Origin of the sequence: Streptomyces sp. NPDC000983 (assembly GCF_040299205.1) — a bacterium.
Taxonomy (GTDB): Bacteria; Actinomycetota; Actinomycetes; order Streptomycetales; family Streptomycetaceae; genus Streptomyces.
In genome coordinates this window covers 33,498-49,447 of record NZ_JBEPBM010000045.1, presented here as the reverse complement: position 1 = coordinate 49,447, position 15,950 = coordinate 33,498, and the positions used below count along the sequence as shown (strand labels likewise).

At 73.5% G+C, this 15,950-nt stretch carries 12 protein-coding genes and 1 pseudogene; 7 read left to right on the top strand and 6 right to left on the bottom strand.

What is annotated here, in order from left to right:
• The first annotated feature begins 3 nt into the window (after window positions 1-3).
• From ABT296_RS33210 to ABT296_RS33200, 3 genes are all read left to right on the top strand, one after another.
• On the top strand, window positions 4-876 hold the full coding sequence (locus ABT296_RS33210; protein ID WP_351932925.1) for an ABC transporter permease: 873 nt from the start codon (window positions 4-6) through the stop codon (window positions 874-876).
• Between the two features lie 8 nt (window positions 877-884).
• The gene (locus tag ABT296_RS33205; protein ID WP_351932917.1) at window positions 885-1,616 is read left to right on the top strand and encodes a sirohydrochlorin chelatase; all 732 of its coding nucleotides are present in this window, start codon (window positions 885-887) and stop codon (window positions 1,614-1,616) included.
• 233 nt (window positions 1,617-1,849) lie between these two features.
• On the top strand, window positions 1,850-4,228 hold the full coding sequence (locus tag ABT296_RS33200) for a GTPase-associated protein 1-related protein (RefSeq protein WP_351932915.1): 2,379 nt from the start codon (window positions 1,850-1,852) through the stop codon (window positions 4,226-4,228).
• Here ABT296_RS33200 and ABT296_RS33195 read toward each other — a convergent pair.
• Complete coding sequence (locus ABT296_RS33195) at window positions 4,206-4,754, bottom strand: DUF1697 domain-containing protein (protein ID WP_351932913.1); 549 nt, start codon at window positions 4,752-4,754, stop codon at window positions 4,206-4,208. The genes ABT296_RS33200 and ABT296_RS33195 overlap by 23 nt on opposite strands.
• A 340-nt stretch (window positions 4,755-5,094) precedes the next feature.
• On the opposite strand from ABT296_RS33195, the gene ABT296_RS33190 reads away from it, so the two are divergent.
• A complete protein-coding gene (locus ABT296_RS33190) occupies window positions 5,095-7,359 on the top strand; it encodes an MMPL family transporter (RefSeq protein WP_351932911.1) in 2,265 nt (754 codons plus the stop codon).
• 105 nt (window positions 7,360-7,464) lie between these two features.
• Here the strand turns inward: ABT296_RS33190 and mgt are convergent.
• Window positions 7,465-8,728 (bottom strand): annotated as a pseudogene (mgt, locus tag ABT296_RS33185) (macrolide-inactivating glycosyltransferase).
• Window positions 8,729-8,798: 70 nt separating this feature from the next.
• On the opposite strand from mgt, the gene ABT296_RS33180 reads away from it, so the two are divergent.
• Window positions 8,799-9,665, top strand: a complete 867-nt coding sequence (locus ABT296_RS33180) for a phosphotransferase enzyme family protein (protein WP_351932909.1) — start codon at window positions 8,799-8,801, stop codon at window positions 9,663-9,665.
• A 169-nt stretch (window positions 9,666-9,834) separates the two neighbouring features.
• Here the strand turns inward: ABT296_RS33180 and ABT296_RS33175 are convergent, their stop codons facing one another.
• The gene (locus tag ABT296_RS33175) at window positions 9,835-10,737 is read right to left on the bottom strand and encodes a LysR family transcriptional regulator (protein WP_351932907.1); all 903 of its coding nucleotides are present in this window, start codon (window positions 10,735-10,737) and stop codon (window positions 9,835-9,837) included.
• Window positions 10,738-10,817: 80 nt separating this feature from the next.
• On the opposite strand from ABT296_RS33175, the gene ABT296_RS33170 reads away from it, so the two are divergent.
• On the top strand, window positions 10,818-11,882 hold the full coding sequence (locus ABT296_RS33170) for a DMT family transporter (protein WP_351932904.1): 1,065 nt from the start codon (window positions 10,818-10,820) through the stop codon (window positions 11,880-11,882).
• Complete coding sequence (locus ABT296_RS33165) at window positions 11,852-12,352, top strand: YbaK/EbsC family protein (RefSeq protein WP_351932923.1); 501 nt, start codon at window positions 11,852-11,854, stop codon at window positions 12,350-12,352. The genes ABT296_RS33170 and ABT296_RS33165 overlap by 31 nt, the downstream gene beginning before the upstream one ends.
• Window positions 12,353-12,388: 36 nt before the next feature.
• Here the strand turns inward: ABT296_RS33165 and ABT296_RS33160 are convergent, their stop codons facing one another.
• The 3 genes from ABT296_RS33160 to ABT296_RS33150 form a co-directional block, all read right to left on the bottom strand.
• Window positions 12,389-13,114, bottom strand: a complete 726-nt coding sequence (locus tag ABT296_RS33160; RefSeq protein WP_351932902.1) for a 3'-5' exonuclease — start codon at window positions 13,112-13,114, stop codon at window positions 12,389-12,391.
• 141 nt (window positions 13,115-13,255) lie between these two features.
• Window positions 13,256-14,506 carry a DUF5919 domain-containing protein gene (locus tag ABT296_RS33155; RefSeq protein WP_351932900.1) on the bottom strand — a complete coding sequence of 417 codons (1,251 nt, stop codon included), beginning with the start codon at window positions 14,504-14,506 and terminating at the stop codon, window positions 13,256-13,258.
• 112 nt (window positions 14,507-14,618) lie between these two features.
• The gene (locus ABT296_RS33150) at window positions 14,619-15,941 is read right to left on the bottom strand and encodes a copper amine oxidase (RefSeq protein WP_351932898.1); all 1,323 of its coding nucleotides are present in this window, start codon (window positions 15,939-15,941) and stop codon (window positions 14,619-14,621) included.
• Window positions 15,942-15,950 lie beyond the last annotated feature (9 nt).

Sequence of the window (15,950 nt, the reverse complement as noted above, 5' to 3'; positions counted from 1 at the left end):
GCCATGGCCAGCACTGACACCTCCGATCTCGCCGGGCTCGAAGCCGGCCTGGACGCCCTCGACACCGTCCAGACCAGCCGCACCCCCCTGCGCGAGACCCTCGTGCGCAAGGTGCTGCCGCCCGTCATCGCCGTCGCCCTGGTGCTGGTGGTGTGGCAGGTCCTGGTGTGGGCGCAGGTCGCGCCCGACTACAAGCTCCCCTCCCCCTCGGCGGTCTGGGACGAGGTCCGTGCGGCCTGGCTCCAGGGGACGCTGCTCGACTACATCTGGACCAGCGTCTCGCGCGGCCTGCTCGGCTTCCTCCTCGCCCTCGCCATCGGCACGCCCCTCGGTCTGCTGGTCGCCCGGGTGAAGTTCGTCCGCGCCGCGATCGGACCCATCCTGTCGGGCCTGCAGTCCCTGCCCTCGGTGGCGTGGGTGCCGCCGGCCGTGCTGTGGCTCGGTCTGAACAACTCGATGATGTACGCGGTGATCCTGCTCGGCGCGGTGCCCTCCATCGCCAACGGTCTGGTCTCCGGCGTCGACCAGATTCCGCCGCTGTTCCTGCGCGCCGGGCGGACCCTCGGCGCGACCGGACTGAAGGGCACCTGGCACATCGTGATGCCGGGCGCGCTGCCGGGCTATCTGGCCGGTCTGAAGCAGGGCTGGGCGTTCTCCTGGCGCTCGCTGATGGCCGCCGAGATCATCGCCTCCTCCCCCGACCTCGGCGTCGGACTCGGGCAGTTGCTGGAGAACGGCCGCAACAACGCGAGCATGTCCCAGGTGTTCCTGGCGATCTTCCTGATCCTCCTCGTCGGCATCGCCATCGACCTGCTGATCTTCAGCCCGCTGGAGCGCCGGGTGCTGCGCGGCCGCGGTCTGCTGGCGAAGGGCTGAGGTACGCCATGCCGGTCCTCCTCGTCATCGCCCACGGCAGCCGCGACCCGCGGCACGCCGCGACCGTGCACGCCCTGGTGCGGCGGGTGCGCTCGATGCGGCCCGGGCTCCGGGTGGAGACCGGCTTCCTCGACTTCAACATCCCCTCCGTGCCGGCCGTCCTGGAGTCCCTCGCCGCGGAGGGCGTCCGCGACGTCGTCGCCCTGCCGCTGCTGCTGACCCGCGCCTTCCACGCGAAGGCGGACATCCCGGCCGTGCTGCGGGCCGCGCCGGCGCGGCTGCGCATCCGGCAGGCGGAGGTGCTCGGCCCCTCCCCGCTGCTCCTGGCCGCACTGGAGCGGCGGCTGTACGAGGCGGGCCTGACGCCCGCCGACAAGCCCTCGACCGGGGTCGTACTGGCCTCGGCGGGGTCCACCGACCCGGAGGCGGGCGCGGTGATCGCTGAAATCGCGCGGGAGTGGCGGCACACCGGTTGGTGCGCCGTGCGGCCCGCGTTCGCCTCCGCGTCCCTGCCCCGCACCGAGGACGCGGTACGGGAACTGCGCGCCCTCGGCTGTGCCCGGGTGGCCGTCGCGCCGTACGTCCTGGCGCCCGGATTCCTGCCGGACCGCATCGCACGGGGCGCCGCCGAGGCGGACGTCCTGGCCGAGGTGCTCGGCCCGGCACCCGAGGTGGCCCGGCTGCTGCTGGAGCGGTACGACACGGCCCGGATTCCGATGCTGGCGGCGATCGGCGCCTGACGCCTCCGGCGGGGCCGGGCGAAGGGGACCGGGTGGATCTGGTCCGGACAAAGCAACGGGTAGGCCGGCCTGGGTGAACCAGCCCGGGCAGAACCGGCTTTGAGGGATCCGACCTGGGTGGATTCCGCGAAAGTCCCCCTGTTTCGCGGGTGTTCTGCTGGGATGGTGGCGTCGGCGGGAGCGCCGGTGGCGGGGCGTGGGTTCGGGTACCACTTGGGCGAAGGGCGAGGCGAGTGACGTCGGCGCAGTTGCACTACACGTCGGCGCCGGCCGGGCCGGGGTCCCGGTTCACCTACGTCGACCCGGGGATACCGCAGGGCGTGCTGCCGGAGGCGGAGCAGCTCGTCGCCTATGAGGCCCCGGACGCACTGCACGGCCGGCCCAGGGGCCTCCCGAAGGCGCTGAGCTTCAGTGAGCTGGCGGACGGCGGACGTCTGCTGAGCCGATCCGTGTGCACCGGCGGCACCGGGAGCCGGGGCGGCTTCCACGCGCACGCCCTGTATCTGCCGCCCGATTCCCGGCTCCCGGACGGCGCGCTGCCCATCACCGCCTGGGAGTCCTCGCGCTGGAGCGACAGCGCGCCGCCTCCGCAGGGGCGTCCCGGGCCGATCGACCGGTTCGAGCCGTCGGAACCCCTGCGCACCGAGCGGCTGGTGGGGTTCGCCCGGTCCCGGGCCGGCTGGCTCGCACCGTTCCTCGCCGACCTGCGCGCGGTGGCGTCGGATCCGGCGGCCGGGCGGATCGTGCTGGTGGAGCGGGACAGCGCGGACGTGGCCCGGTGGATCGCGCTGGCCTGCTCGGTCCTGCCCCGGGAACAGGCGCACCGGCTGACGTTCACCACCTACGCGCGCCGCCCGGGTGAGGCGCGCCAGCGGATCGTGGGGGCGCTGCCGTCCTCGGAGCGGGTGCCGGGCGGTGACGGCGTGCGGGTGCACGACTGCACGGGCCGGGCGCCGTCCGGGCCGGTCGCGGACGCGTGGGCGGACGTGTGCGCGCGGGTCTGGCTGGCGGGCCGGCCCGAGCTGCTGCGTGACTGCGCGGACGGGCTGGGGGCGCTGTCGGTGCGGGCGCTGACGGCCGGTGTCGAGCTGCGGTCGGACGCGCGGGCGGCCGCGGCCCGGTGGGCGGCCGGGCAGGAGCTGCCCGAGCCGACGCCGACCGCGCTGATCGCCGCGCTGTCCACGGCCGTCGAGGACGACCCGGAGGAGACGGCGGCGGTCGCCGCCCTGCTGGAGCGGCTGGACGGACGGGTACCGGCGGCGGTGTCCGCGCCGCTCGCCGCACGGGCGCTGGCCGCGGCGGTGCTCGGCGGTGGCCCGGTGCCCGTCCTGCGGGCCGGTGCGCTGACCCCCGAGGACCGGGCCGCGCTGGCCCCGAGGCTCGCTCCCGCCCTGCGGTCCGCCCTGGCGGACGCCGACGGGCCGGCCGACGGACGTCCACTCGCCCTGCTGCGGGTGGCCGATCTCCTCGACGTCGACTGCCAGGACCTGCTCCCCGGGCTGGCGGACCGGCTCGCGCACACCCTGATCCCGAAGGCGCCGGCGCCGCCCGGGGCTGCCTCGGCCGGCGTCGGCACGCCCGAGCTGCTGGACGCCGTACGCGACCATCCGGCGCTGCGGATCGCCCTGTTCGCGGCGCTGGACGCGCTCGCCGCCGCCGATCCGCCCGCCGCGGTGCGGGCGTTGGCCGGGTCGGAGCTGCCCGTGCGGTCGCAGCCGGCCTCCCCGCATCTGCGGATGTGCGTGCTGGTGGAGCAGGCCACCGAGGGCGAACGCCCGGACCGGTTCCAGGAGTTGCTGCGCACCGGCGGCGTCTCCCCGCACGCCGACCCCACGGTGCTGCGGACCGCGCTCGCCCTGGTGTGGACCGGGCACCTCCCGTCGGGCCGGGAGGCGCGTCTGCTCCTCAACGAGCTGGGCTCGGACCTGCACCGCACGGCCGGCACCCGCGAGCTGCTCATCGACGCGGCGCTCGCCGCCCCGGCCGACGACCCCGACGCCCCGGCGCTCGCCGCCGATCTGCTGCGCTGCTTCGGCCCGGAGCTGCGGCCCGGGCGGCGGGCGGCGCTGCGGCTGCTGGAGTTCACGGGCCTGCTGGGCACGCCCGCCGAGGGCGAGAACTGGATCGAGCGGGCGCTGACGCCGGGCCCGGAGGGCGGTGAGCCGGTGCCGGACCCGGTCATGGACCGCGTCCACCGGGCCCTGGCCGATCGGCTCGTCCAACCGGACGTGCCCGAGAGCGAGTTGTACGCACTGGCCCGCTCGGACCGGCCCGCGCTGCACGCGGCGTACGCGCGCGCGGGGCGCTCGCAGGAGGTGGGCGCCCGGCTGCGGGCCGAGCCGTCGTACGTCGCCTTCTGCTTCTGTGCCTGGGGCGCCTATCCGGGGACCGGAGCGGCCTGGGACGGGACGGGTCCGGCCCTGCTCGACAAGGTGCTGCGGCCGGTGGTGAAGACGCTGTCCGCGGCGGAGCTGGCCGAGGTGGAGGCGGCGCTCGACCGTGCGGGGCGCGGGAAGCTGGACGCGTTCCGCGTCTGGAACCGGCCGGGCAGACTGGGCAGGCTGACGGGGCGGCTGGCCGGGCGCGGGCTCAGCCGGCGGTCAGCTCCCTGAGTTTGACGACGGTGTTCCAGTTGCGGGTGGTGGCGGTGACGCCCTTGGTCACACGGGGCTTGGCGAGCTGCTCGGCGAGCTTGGAACGGCCGAGCCCGTTCGGGGTGTAGAGGTACAGGCAGCGGTCGCCGATCCTGAACTCCTCGGGCAGCACGGCGGCTTGGTCGATCCCGGCGAACCGCTCCGCGTCGACGGGCTCGGAGCAGTAGGTGACGTGCAGTTGCTTGCCCTCCAGTTCGGCGGCGGGGAAGGGACACGCGTCGACGACCGCGGCGAGGTAGGCGTGGTCGCGGACGAGGACGTCGACCGTGAACCCGAAGTGCCGCTCGACCGCCTCCGCGATCGTGGCGGCCCAGGACTCCTCGTCGCCGGTCCCGGCACGGAAGACGGCCTGGCCGCTCTGGAGATGGGTGCGCACGTCGTCGAGGCCGAGTCCGTCGAGCAGCGAGCGCAGTTCGGCCATCGGGACCTTCTTGGCGCCGCCCACGTTGATGCCCCGCAGCAGTGCGGCGTACGTCGTCGTCATCCGGACACCATAAGGCGGCCGTCGTGCCCCGTGGGGGCGGGCACGACGGCCGGGGCCGCGGATGCGGGCTGCGCCGAACTCTGGCCGATCGGGAGGGCGCCGATCAACCACTACACGCACCTGTGACTTATTCAACAAGGTTTCGCAATGACGAAGGGGCCGGAAATAGATGTAAGGGGCCGCCTCCTCCCCAGTGGGGAGGGGGCAGGGTCCAGGGGGATGATTCCCGCTCCGCGCAGGTCACCGGGGAGCACGACGAGACGGCCTTATCCGCCCCATACCTTCGAATCGAAAGGTGGCGGCAGGGGGCTGCCACCGCGCACAAGGGGGCAAGCCCGTCATGGGGAACGGAGACATACGGGTACGGGGCCTGGCCGCCCGGGCGGGCGGCTGGAGCGTCCGGCACCGATGGGCTGCCGTCGGCATCTGGGTGCTGTTCGTCGTCCTGGCGATGGGGCTCGGGTCGGCGGCGGGCCGGGTGGACGTGGACGAGAGCCAGTCGCTCAAGGGCGAGACCCACACCGCCGCGAAGATCATCGAGGACTCGGGGATCGAGGAGCCGGCCGGCGAGACGGTCCTGGTCCAGGCGGACGAGGGCGGCCCGAAGGCCACCGACGCCGAGTTCCGTGCCGCGGTGACCGCGGTGATGGAGGCGGTGGAGGCGACCGGCAAGGTCACCGACGTCTCCTCGCCGTACGACATGGACACCGTTTCCGAGGACGGGCGCAGCGCGCTGGTCCAGTTCGACATGCGCGGTGACGCGGAGACCGCGAGCGAGCGGGTCGAGCCGGTGCTGGACGCCGTCGCCGGGGTCCAGAAGGACCATCCGTCGCTGACGATCGAGGAGATCGGCACGGCGAGCATGATGAAGACGTTCGACGACGCGTTCGGGGACGACTTCCAGAAGGCCGAGTACTCGGCCGTGCCGGTGGCCCTCGGCATTCTGCTCATCGCCTTCGGGGCCCTCGTGGCGGCGCTGCTGCCGGTGCTCCTGGCGGTCACCGCGATCATGGCGACGATGGGCCTGATGGGCATCGTCAGCCATGTGATGCCGATGGGCGACGTCGCCAACTCGGTGATGCTGCTGGTCGGTCTGGCCGTCGGCGTCGACTACTGCCTGTTCTACCTGCGCCGTGAGCGCGAGGAGCGGGCCGCGGGCCGGGACTCGCAGACGGCGCTGCGGATCGCCGCCGCCACCAGTGGCCGCGCGATCGTGGTCTCGGGTGTCACGGTGTGCGTGGCGATGGCGGGCATGCTGTTCACCGGTATCGCCGACTTCGAGGCGATGGGCCTGGCCTCTTTGATCGTCGTGGCGGTCGCCATGGTCGGTTCGGTGACCGTGCTCCCCGCGATGCTGTCGCTGCTGGGCCACCGGGTGGAGAAGGGCCGGCTGCCCTACCTGCACCCCGAGAGCAAGCTGCGGCGCAAGCGCGGTGGGGTGAACCGGGAGAGCCGGCTGTGGACGGCCGTCCTCGGCGCGGTGCTCAAGCGCCCCATGGTCTCGGTGGTCGTGGCGACCGGCGCGCTGCTCGCGGTGGCCGCGCCCGCGGTCGGGATGAAGACCCAGAACCTCACCCTGGACCAGGAGTTCGGCGACTCGCTGCCGATCGTGCAGACCTACAACCGGGTCAACGACGCCTTCCCCGGCGGCTCCGACCCGGCCGAGGTGGTCGTCAAGGCGGACGACATCAACGCCCCCGAGGTGCAGAGCGCGCTGGCCGCGTTCAAGAAGGAGGCAGTGGACTCGGGTGCCTCGCGCGGCCCGGTGGAGATCGAACTGCACGACGCGCAGAACCTGGCGTTCGTGTACGTCCCCCTGGTCGGCGGCTCCGACCTGGACAGGGCGGGCGAGAGCCTGGTGAAGCTGCGCGACGAGGTGCGGCCGGCCACGCTCGGCGAGGTCGACGGCGTCGAGGCGCCGATCACCGGCCAGGTCGCGGGCAGCCACGACTTCAACAACCAGCTGGCCGGAGCGGTCGTCCCGGTCTTCGCCTTCGTCGTGGTCTTCGCCTTCCTGCTGATGCTGCTGTCCTTCCGCTCGCTGACGATCGCGATCACCTCGATCGTGCTCAACCTGCTGTCGGTGGGCGCGGCCTACGGCATCCTGGTCGCCGTCTTCCAGCACGGCTGGGGGGCGTCCCTGGTGGGCGCGGAGGGCGTCGGCGCCATCATCAGCTGGCTGCCGCTGTTCCTCTTCGTCATCCTGTTCGGCCTGTCGATGGACTACCACGTCTTCGTGGTCTCCCGGATCCGCGAGGCGCGGCTGAAGGGCCGTACGACCAACGAGGCGATCAAGCACGGGGTGGTCACCACGGCGGGTGTCGTCACCAGCGCCGCGGTCATCATGGTCGCCGTGTTCGGGATCTTCGGCACGCTGTCGATGCAGTCCATGAAGCAGATGGGTGTGGGCCTCGCGGCCGCGGTGCTCATCGACGCCACGATCATCCGGGGCGTGCTGCTCCCGGCGGTCATGGCGCTGCTGGGCGAGCGCAACTGGTATCTGCCGAAGTGGCTGGAGCGGCTGCCCGACCTCACGCACGACGAGGTCCCGGCGGAACTCGCCCCGCCGGTCCGGGACGACGAGGGCGAACGGGTGCCCGTCTGATCCCGGCTCCATGACAGAGGGCCCGTCGGTTCACGGGGGAACCGACGGGCCCTCTCCTGCGTTTCGGGGGCGGCGCCGCTCAACGGGCCTCCGCGGCGGGCTCGTTCAGCGCGTGGGCAGTTCCGCCTCGATGAGGTCGGCGGCCCGGGGGGTGCCGCCCTCCTCGGCCGTCTCCGCCTGGATCCGCTTCAGCCGCCGGGCGACCTCGGGGTCGTCCAGGAGGGCGGACGCGGCCTCGCGCAGCGCCTCGGCGGTGGCCTCCTCGGTGAGCAGCTTCCGGGCGACGCCGAGCGCCTGGAGCATGTCGGCGTTGCCGAACTGGTCCACGGCCTGCGGTACGGCGATCATCGGGGTGGCGGTGGCCAGCCCCTCCTGGCTGCCGCCCGCGCCGGCGTGGGTGACGAACAGGTCGGCCTGCTTCAGCACCGCCAACTGCGGTACCCACGAACGTACTTCGACGTTGGACGGCACGTCCCCCAGTTCGGCGGGGTCGACGTGCCGGCCGATCTGGAGCACCAGGTGCCAGCCGGGCAGCTCGCCGAAGGCCCTGACGCACTCCCGGTAGAAGGCGGGCTGGTTGGTGAAGGACGAGCCGAGGGAGACGAGCGCGACCTTCTCCGCCCCGGCGGGCCGCGACCACTGCCCCTCGGCGGCGCGGTCGCCCTGGCAGGCACCGACGAAACTGTGCACCGTCTCGTCGACCCGGTCGGCGTGCGGCTGGAGCGCCCTGGGGATCAGCACGAGGGAGCGGTCGGGCCGGCCGACGAAGGGGTCGGGGTGCAGGGGGACGCCGTTCTCGTCCAGCCAGCCCTGGAAGCGGGCGTAGTAGGCGCGGCCCCGCTCGGTGCTCTTGGGTTCGGCCCACATCGGCTCGCCGACCTCCGTCTCGTAGCCCTCCCAGGCGACGAGGTTCGGTGAGAGCGAGACGGCGGGCACGCCCCAGCGGTGGGCGAGGACCCGGGCCGGGTAGGAGGTGATGTCGTGCAGGACGAGGTCCGGTTCGTCTCCCTCGTAGGCGGCGAGGAGCTGCGGCAGCGCCTGCATCGCGTCGGCCAGGAACGGCTCGACGTTGTCCAGCAGGGTGCTGCCCCAGGCCTCGGGGTCGGCGTCGGGTCCGGGCAGGGTGGAGTTCCACAGCCGGGGCTCGGCACCGGTCTCGGCGACCTTGTCGGCGAAGGCGGGCGGGATCGCGTAGGTGACCCGGTGGCCGCGCGCGACGAGTTCACGGATCACTTCGAGGCTCGGGTTCACATGGCCGTGGGCGGCGATGGAGAACATGGCGATGTGCGCGGGTGAGGTCATGTGATCGACAGTAAACGAGACGAGACGTCTCGTGCAACTCGGATTCCGGGCCGGGGCCCTCGCACACCGTCCGACCTGTACGAATGCGAGACTGACCGGCAAACGAGCAGGCGCCGAGGGCGACATGGAGGCGGACGATGGACGAGACGCGGGCCCGGCGGGCCCTGGCCGCGGCGGGGGTGCTGCCCGGTCCGGCGGCCCGGGACGCCGAACTGCTCGCCCTCGGCGAGAACGCCGTGTTCGCCGCCGGTGACCTGGTCGTCAAGGTGGGCCGGGACGCCGAACTGCTGGACCGGGCCCGGCGCGAACTGGACATCGCGGGGTGGCTGGCCGGGGAGGGCGTGCCGGCGGTCCGGGCGGCACGGCCCGAGCCGCTGCTGGCCGAGGGGCACCCGGTGACGGTGTGGCACCGGCTGCCCGATCCGGTACGGCCCGCCGAACCGGGCGACCTGGCCGGGCTGCTGCGGATCGTGCACGCCCTGCCCGCCCCCTCCTTCGCCCTGCCGCCGCGCGATCTGCTCGGCGGGGTCGAGCGCTGGCTGCGGCTGGCGGGGGACGCCGTCGATCCGGCGGACGCGGCCTTTCTGCGCGAGCGGCGGGACGGTTTCGCCGAGGCGGCGGCCGGGCTGACCCCGCGGCTGCCGCTCGGGCCCATCCACGGGGACGCCCTGCCGCGGAACGTGTCCATCGGCCCCGACGGGCCCGTCCTGGTCGACCTGGAGACCTTCTCCCTCGACCTGCGCGAGCACGACCTGGTCGTGATGGCCCTGTCCCGGGACCGGTACGGGCTCCCGGCGGCGGCCTACGACTCCTTCGTGACGGCGTACGGCTGGGATGTGCGGGAGTGGGCGGGGTGTCCGGTGCTGCGCGGGGCGCGGGAGACCGCGAGCTGCGCCTGGGTGGCGCAGCACGCGCCGGGCAACCCCGCGGCGCTGGCGGAGTTCCGGCGCCGGGTGGACTCGCTGCGGGAGGGCGACGAGACGGTCCGCTGGTTCCCCTTCTGAGCCCTCACGGCAGGGTTGCCCGGGGAACAGGGCCGACCCGGGCGTGGAGCGCCGCCGGGCCGCCTGGGGAGCGCCGCCAGCCCGCCCGGGGAGCGGGGCCGGCCCGTCCGGGGAGCGCCGCCCGCCCGGGGAGGCCCGCTCAGGGCCGCTCAGGGCCGCTCAGGGCCGCTCAGGGCCGCTCCTGGATCGTCCTCGCCGCCTCGCGCAGTGCGCCGAGCACCGTGCGGACCGCCTTCCTCGCGGTGCGTTCCGGGCGGTACAGCGCGTCGATGTGCCGTCTGGCCCGCACTCCACTGAGCGGTCTGAGCGTCAGGGCGGGATGGGGGCGCATCGTCCAGCGGGGCATCAGCGCGATCCCGCCGCCCGCCGCGACCACCTCGGCCACCACGGCGAACTCGTTGATGCGGTGGGCCAGTCGCAGCCGCCGCCCGGCCGCCGCCGCGACGGCGTCGACGGTCGCCAGCACCGGGAAGCCGTCGTGCACGGTGATCCACGGCTCGTCGGCCACGTCCAGCGGGGTGAGCCGGCGCTTGGCGGCCAGCGGGTGCTCCTTGGGCAGGGCCACGTCCAGCGGCTCGCGGAGCAGCGTGGTCACCGTGACCGTGTCCGGCCAGGGCGGGGCGTGGTCCAGGCGGTGGGCGAGGACGATGTCGTACTCCCGGGTCAGGCGGGGGAAGTCCTCCTGGGTCACGTCCTCGTCGGCGAGGCGCGGCACGGGGTGGCCCGGACCGGCGAGCGCGCGCAGCAGGAGCGGGAAGAAGGCGCCGCCCGCGCTGTGGAACGCCGCCACCGACACCTCCCCGTCGGGCCGTTCCACGAACTCCTCGACGCTGCCCCTGGCCCGGGCGAGGGCCTGCTCCACCTCCACCGCGGCGCCCGCCAGCGCCTGGCCGGCGTCGGTCAGCACCAGCCTCCTGCCCTGCCGTTCGGTGAGCGGTACCGGTATCCCCCGCTGGAGCAGTGCGAGCTGCTGGGAGATGGCCGAGGGTGTCACCAGCAGCGCCTCGGCCACGGCCGTGACACTGCCGAGTTCCCCGAGTTCGCGCAGGATCCGCAGTTGCCGTTCGTCCATGGCGACAGTGTAGGAGTTCTAAAAGATCGTTTTAGAGACTGACTCTGGGCTTCAGGGACGTTCCGGTGCACTGTGGGCGGGTGTCCGACGTCCGCCGTACCGATGCGGTACTCCTGCTGGTCGCGATCGTCTGGGGATCGAGCTATCTCTCCGCCCAGACCGCCACCGCCGCCCTGCCCGTCCTGCTGGTGCTGTTCGCCCGCTACGCCCTGTCCGCGCTCGCCTGCGCCGGTCTGGTGCTCGCCCGCCGGGGCCCGCGCCGCTGGACCCGGGACGAGCTGCGCGCCGGGGTGCCGCTGGGGCTGACCCAGGCGGCGGTCCTGGTCGTGGAGACGTACGGCGTCGCCCACACCACCGCGGCCAACGCGGGGCTCATCATCAGCCTCACGATCGTGCTCACCCCGCTGCTCGACCGGGCCGGCCGCTCCGGCGCCGGTCTGCCGCCCGCCTTCTACGCCGCCACCGGCGTGTGTGTGCTGGCGGTGGCCCTGCTGATGTCGGGCAACGGCTTCCACGCCCCGCGCTCGGGCGATCTGCTGATGCTCGGCGCAGCGCTGGTGCGCGCCGGTCATGTGGTGCTGGTCGGACGGCTCACCGTCGGACGGGCGATCCGGCCGCTGCACCTGACGGCGGTGCAGACCGTCGTGGGCACCGTGCTGTTCCTGCCGGCCGCCGGGGCGGGGTTGCCGACGCTGGCCCGCGCCGACGCCGGGACCTGGACGCAGCTGGTGTACCTCGCCCTGTTCTGCAGTGTGTTCGCCTTCCTGGCGCAGACCTGGGCCGTCCAGCGCAGCTCCGCCAGCCGGGCCAGTCTGCTGCTGGGCACCGAGCCGCTGTGGGCCGTCGCGGTGGGCGTCGCCCTCGGCGGCGAGCACCTGACCGCGCTCACCTGCCTCGGCGCCGCCCTGATGCTGAGCGGCACCTACTGGGGCCAGTCCGTGGAGCGCGCCCACCGTACGGCGGGGCCCGCCGGCCGCGCCTTGCCGGACCTCCCGTCCCCGGCCCCGATCCCACCGGACCGCACCGAGAAGGACCCCGCATGCCCGAGCAGCCCAGCGACGAGCAGCACAGCGACAAGCGACACCTCCACGAGCCGGACCGCCTCGGACCCGGCATCCGCGAGCCCGACACCTACGAGCGGCTGATCTCCCTGCTGGAGGGCGCCGGCGTCGGCTACCAGCTCCTCGACCACGCGCCCGAGGGCGCCACCGAGGCCGTCTGCGCGCTGCGCGGCCACCCCGCCTCCGAGGCAGCCAAGTGCATCGTGCTGCGGGTCAAGGTGGACCGGCGCACCACCCGGCACGTCCTCGCGGTCGTCCCCGGGGACCGCCGGGTGGACCTGGACGCCGTCCGGGACCTGTACGCGGCGCGCTATGTGGGCTTCAGCGACGCGGAGACCGCCGAGCGGCTGGCCCGTTCGGTGCCGGGCACGGTCCTGCCGTTCAGTTTCGACCCCGCGCTGGAGGTCGTCGCCGACCCGGGGGTGGTGAGCCGGCCGAAGCTGTACTTCAACGCGGCCCGGCTCGACCGGTCCCTGCTGATGTCGGGCGCGGACTACGCGCGGCTGGCCGAGCCGCGGGTGGAGCCGATCGCCGCACCGGCGGCGACGGCCTGAACGAGGCGCCCGGCGCGCCCGGGACGGTGGCCGGTGTCAGACCACCCGCTGGTCCGCCGGCACGCGCAGCGGCCAGGTGCCGTCCACCACCGCCTCCGTCTCGCCCTTGCGGCGCAGGAAGGCCTGGAAGTCCGCCGCCCAGGCGGCGTACCACTCGATCTGGCGGGTGTGCAGCTCCGCCGGGCCGAGGGAGGCGATCTTGGGGTGCCGGTCGGCTATCGCGCCGGCGAGCCGGGCCGCGGCGAGGGCGTCGGCCGAGGCGTCGTGCGCGGAGTCGAGCGGGACGCCGTACTCCGCGCAGACCGCCTCCAGGTTCCGCTTGCCCCGGCGGTAGCGGTCGGCCCAGCGGTCGATGGTGTACGGGTCGACGACGGGCGCGGGTTCCCGGCCGCCGAGCCGCTCGCTCAGCGACGGCAGCCCGTGGCGCCGCAGCTCCGCGGAGAGCAGGCTCAGGTCGAACGCGGCGTTGTAGGCGACCACCGGGACGCCCGTCCTCCAGTAGCCGGTGAGGACCTCGGCGATGGCGTCGGCGACCTCGTCGGCGGGGCGGCCCTCGGCGGCCGCGCGTTCGTTGCTGATGCCGTGCACCGCCACGGCGTCCGCCGGGATCTCCACGCCCGGATCGGCCAGCCACTCCCGGCGGCCCAGCGGCTGTCCGTCCCTGACCTCGATCACGGCCCCGGTGACGATGCGCGCCTCGCACGGATCCGTCCCGGTCGTCTCCAGGTCGAATCCGATCAGCAGCTCACGGTGCCAGCCCATGGGCGGTCCCCCTTCTTGTGGTGCTTTCCCCCAGTGGTCTCCACCTTCGCATGAGCCACTGACAACCAGAGTGGCGCGTTCCGCTTGGCCGGGGGACAGCTCCGGACAGAGCATGCCGAACCGCCCCGCCCGGCCGGCGTCTCAGGACACCGGCCGCGAGTCCGCCCAGGCCGCCTCGAACTCCTCGCGGTAGGTCGGGAAGAGTCCGCCGTCCTCCGGGGCGCCCGCCCTGACCACCCGGCTCCCGCCGCGCAGCACCAGCACCGGCGCCTCCATGCCACGGGTCCGGCGCAGATAGGACTGCACCACCGCGACCCCGTCCGAGCCGTCGCCGTCGACCAGGTACGCGGTGAAGCGCGGTGTCTCGTCGTAGACCTGGATCTCGAAGGCGCCGGGGTCGCGCAGCCGGGCCCGGACCCGGCGCATGTGCAGGATGTTCATCTCGACCGAGCGGCTCAGCTCCCCGCGCTTGATGCCCAGTTCCCGCTCGCGCCGCTTGACCGCGCTGGAGGCGGGGTTGAGGAAGAGCAGCCGCACCCGGCAGCCCGACTCGGCGAGCCGCACCAGACGGCGGCCGGAGAAGTTCTGCACGAGGAGGTTGAGGCCGATACCGAGGGCGTCGAGGCGGCGGGCGCCGCCGAAGATGTCCTCGGCCGGGAACTGCCGCAGCAGCCGCACCCGGTCGGGGTGGACGGCCACCACGTCGCCGTACCGGTCGCCGACGAGTTCCTCGACCGCGTCGACCGGGAGCCGGCGCGCGGAGGGGACGTCGCCGCCGGTGCCGAGGCTCTCCAGCAGCCGTGCGGAGGCCCGTTCGGCCTGGTTGAGCACGGCCTCGGACAGGGCCCGGTTGCGGGAGACGACGTTGCGGGTCACCTCCAGCTCGTCCAGGGCGAGTTCGACGTCCCGGCGCTCCTCGACGTAGGGCTCGAAGCAGGGCCAGTGCTGGATCATCAGCTCGCGCAGCTGAGGCAGCGTCAGGAAGCTGAGCACGTTGTCGTCGGCCGGGTCGAGCAAGTAGCCCTTGCGGCGGCTGACTTCGCGGACGGCGACCGCGCGCTGCACCCACTCCTGTCCGGCGGGTCCGGCCGCGGCGACCACCCACTCGTCGCCGTGGACGGGTTCGTAGATGGGGCGCAGCACGGCGGCCACGACCGCGCGCAGCCGCTGCTCGACGAGGTTCAGCCAGATGTAGGCCCGGCCGGCGCGCTGGGCGCGGGTGCGCACCTCGTGCCAGGCGTCGGCGTCCCAGTCCAGTTCCGGTCCGATGGCACCGGCGCCCGCCGCCGCGTCCATGGGACGGGCCAGGGACACCGTGCCGGGCGGGACGTCCGCGGAGCTCCCCTCGTGACCCTCGTCACCAGGGGGCAGCTCCAGCCCTCCCGAGCCCACCCGCGCACCGCCTTCCGCTCCCCCGAGCACTCCCCGTGTCAACGATCAAGGAAGGGTACTCCGGGACCGGTCGGCGGTGCAGCCGGATGGACAGGGTCGTTTCCCAACTGCCTCAGTCGAGGCGGCCGTTCGCGTCGGCGAGCTCGGCCGGAGTGAGCGGATTCATAGCGGTCACATCACGCGGGGCGAGCGAGAAGCCCTGCCAGTGGACCGGCATGGGCTGCTGGTCCTCGTCCCGGGCGACATGGTGGAACCCCACGTTGACCCAGACCACCGGGTTCTTCAGGGTCTCGCCGTTGACCCACTTGTCGACCGACTTGCCGGTGTGCCCGGCCGGGCAGCTGAGCGGGTTGTTGCTGGCGTACTGCTCGCACTTGTTGTACTGGGTGAAGTACACGTCGTGCTTGGTGTAACCGCGGCCGGTGTACTTGGCGTTGGCGCCCGGCACCAGTTCGTAGGAGCGGGGGTGGCCGTCCTTGTTCTTGCCGGTCGCGCTGACCACCCGCCACCAGCGCATGTTCTTGGCGTCGCCCGCGAGTTCCTTGGTGACCTTGGTGCGGGTGGTCTTGTTGGTGGGCGTGCGCTGCCCGGGGGCGGCCGGGGTGATCTTCGAGTCGTACTGCTCGATGCGGCCCTTGGAGGAGCCGTCCAGGCCGAAGTTGAGCCGCCAGAACACGTTGTGGTTGTGGCTGAGGGCCTTCGCGGCGGCCCCCTTGCCTATCGGCCAGCCCTGGCCGTCGGCCGCGTCGTAGTCCTGCGGCGCGAGGCTGCCGGTGGCGCCGACGTTCATGTGGATGGTGCCGTCGTCCTGGAAGCGCCACTCGGTGATGTACTCGTACCAGCTGACCTTGTTGACGGCGTACACCAGCAGGTCCTTGCCCTGCTTCTGGTACAGCTTCTGACCACCCGTCAGCGGCTGGTTCAGCATGCGGTAGGCGTGCCCGCGGGAGCGGGTCGTGGTGCACAGGCCCTTGACGTTGCGGGTGTCGGTGGACTCCGGGAAGCGCACCTTGACGGTCCGGATGGTGCCGCCGGGGCACTCGCCGGCCGCCAGGTTCTCCAGGCCGTCGCCGAAGTAGTAGCTCGTGAGGTCGTCGAACTCCTCGGAGCCGTCGTCGTAGGGCACGTGGATCTGGGCCAGCTTGGCGCTGTTGAGCACCTTGATCGGCTTGGTCTCGCCCGGCGGCTGGTAGGTGATGTCCTCCAGGATCATCCCGGCCATGGCCTCGTGGCGCCAGCACATGCGCCAGGTGGTGCCGTTGGACAGCTTCTGCTCGATGCGGTAGGCCGCACTGCAGTCCGGGGCGGCGGCCGGTGCCGCCTTGGGCTGGGCGACGGCCGGGCCGGCGCCCGCGGTCGCGCCGGCCGCGAGTCCGGCCAGGGCGAGCGCCAGAGCCGTCCGCCCGGGGGCACGGCCCACTCGGTTCACACGCATGAAGAAATG

What these genes read in the sequence shown, in the direction of transcription:
- ABT296_RS33160 (WP_351932902.1), bottom strand. Translation starts at nt 13,114, where the DNA reads ATGGGCTGGCACCGTGAGCTGCTGATCGGATTCGACCTGGAGACGACC.
- ABT296_RS33180 (WP_351932909.1), top strand. Translation starts at nt 8,799, where the DNA reads ATGGACGAGACGCGGGCCCGGCGGGCCCTGGCCGCGGCGGGGGTGCTG.
- ABT296_RS33190 (WP_351932911.1), top strand. Translation starts at nt 5,095, where the DNA reads ATGGGGAACGGAGACATACGGGTACGGGGCCTGGCCGCCCGGGCGGGC.
- ABT296_RS33150 (WP_351932898.1), bottom strand. Translation starts at nt 15,941, where the DNA reads ATGCGTGTGAACCGAGTGGGCCGTGCCCCCGGGCGGACGGCTCTGGCG.
- ABT296_RS33175 (WP_351932907.1), bottom strand. Translation starts at nt 10,737, where the DNA reads ATGGACGAACGGCAACTGCGGATCCTGCGCGAACTCGGGGAACTCGGC.
- ABT296_RS33210 (WP_351932925.1), top strand. Translation starts at nt 4, where the DNA reads ATGGCCAGCACTGACACCTCCGATCTCGCCGGGCTCGAAGCCGGCCTG.
- ABT296_RS33205 (WP_351932917.1), top strand. Translation starts at nt 885, where the DNA reads ATGCCGGTCCTCCTCGTCATCGCCCACGGCAGCCGCGACCCGCGGCAC.
- ABT296_RS33195 (WP_351932913.1), bottom strand. Translation starts at nt 4,754, where the DNA reads ATGACGACGACGTACGCCGCACTGCTGCGGGGCATCAACGTGGGCGGC.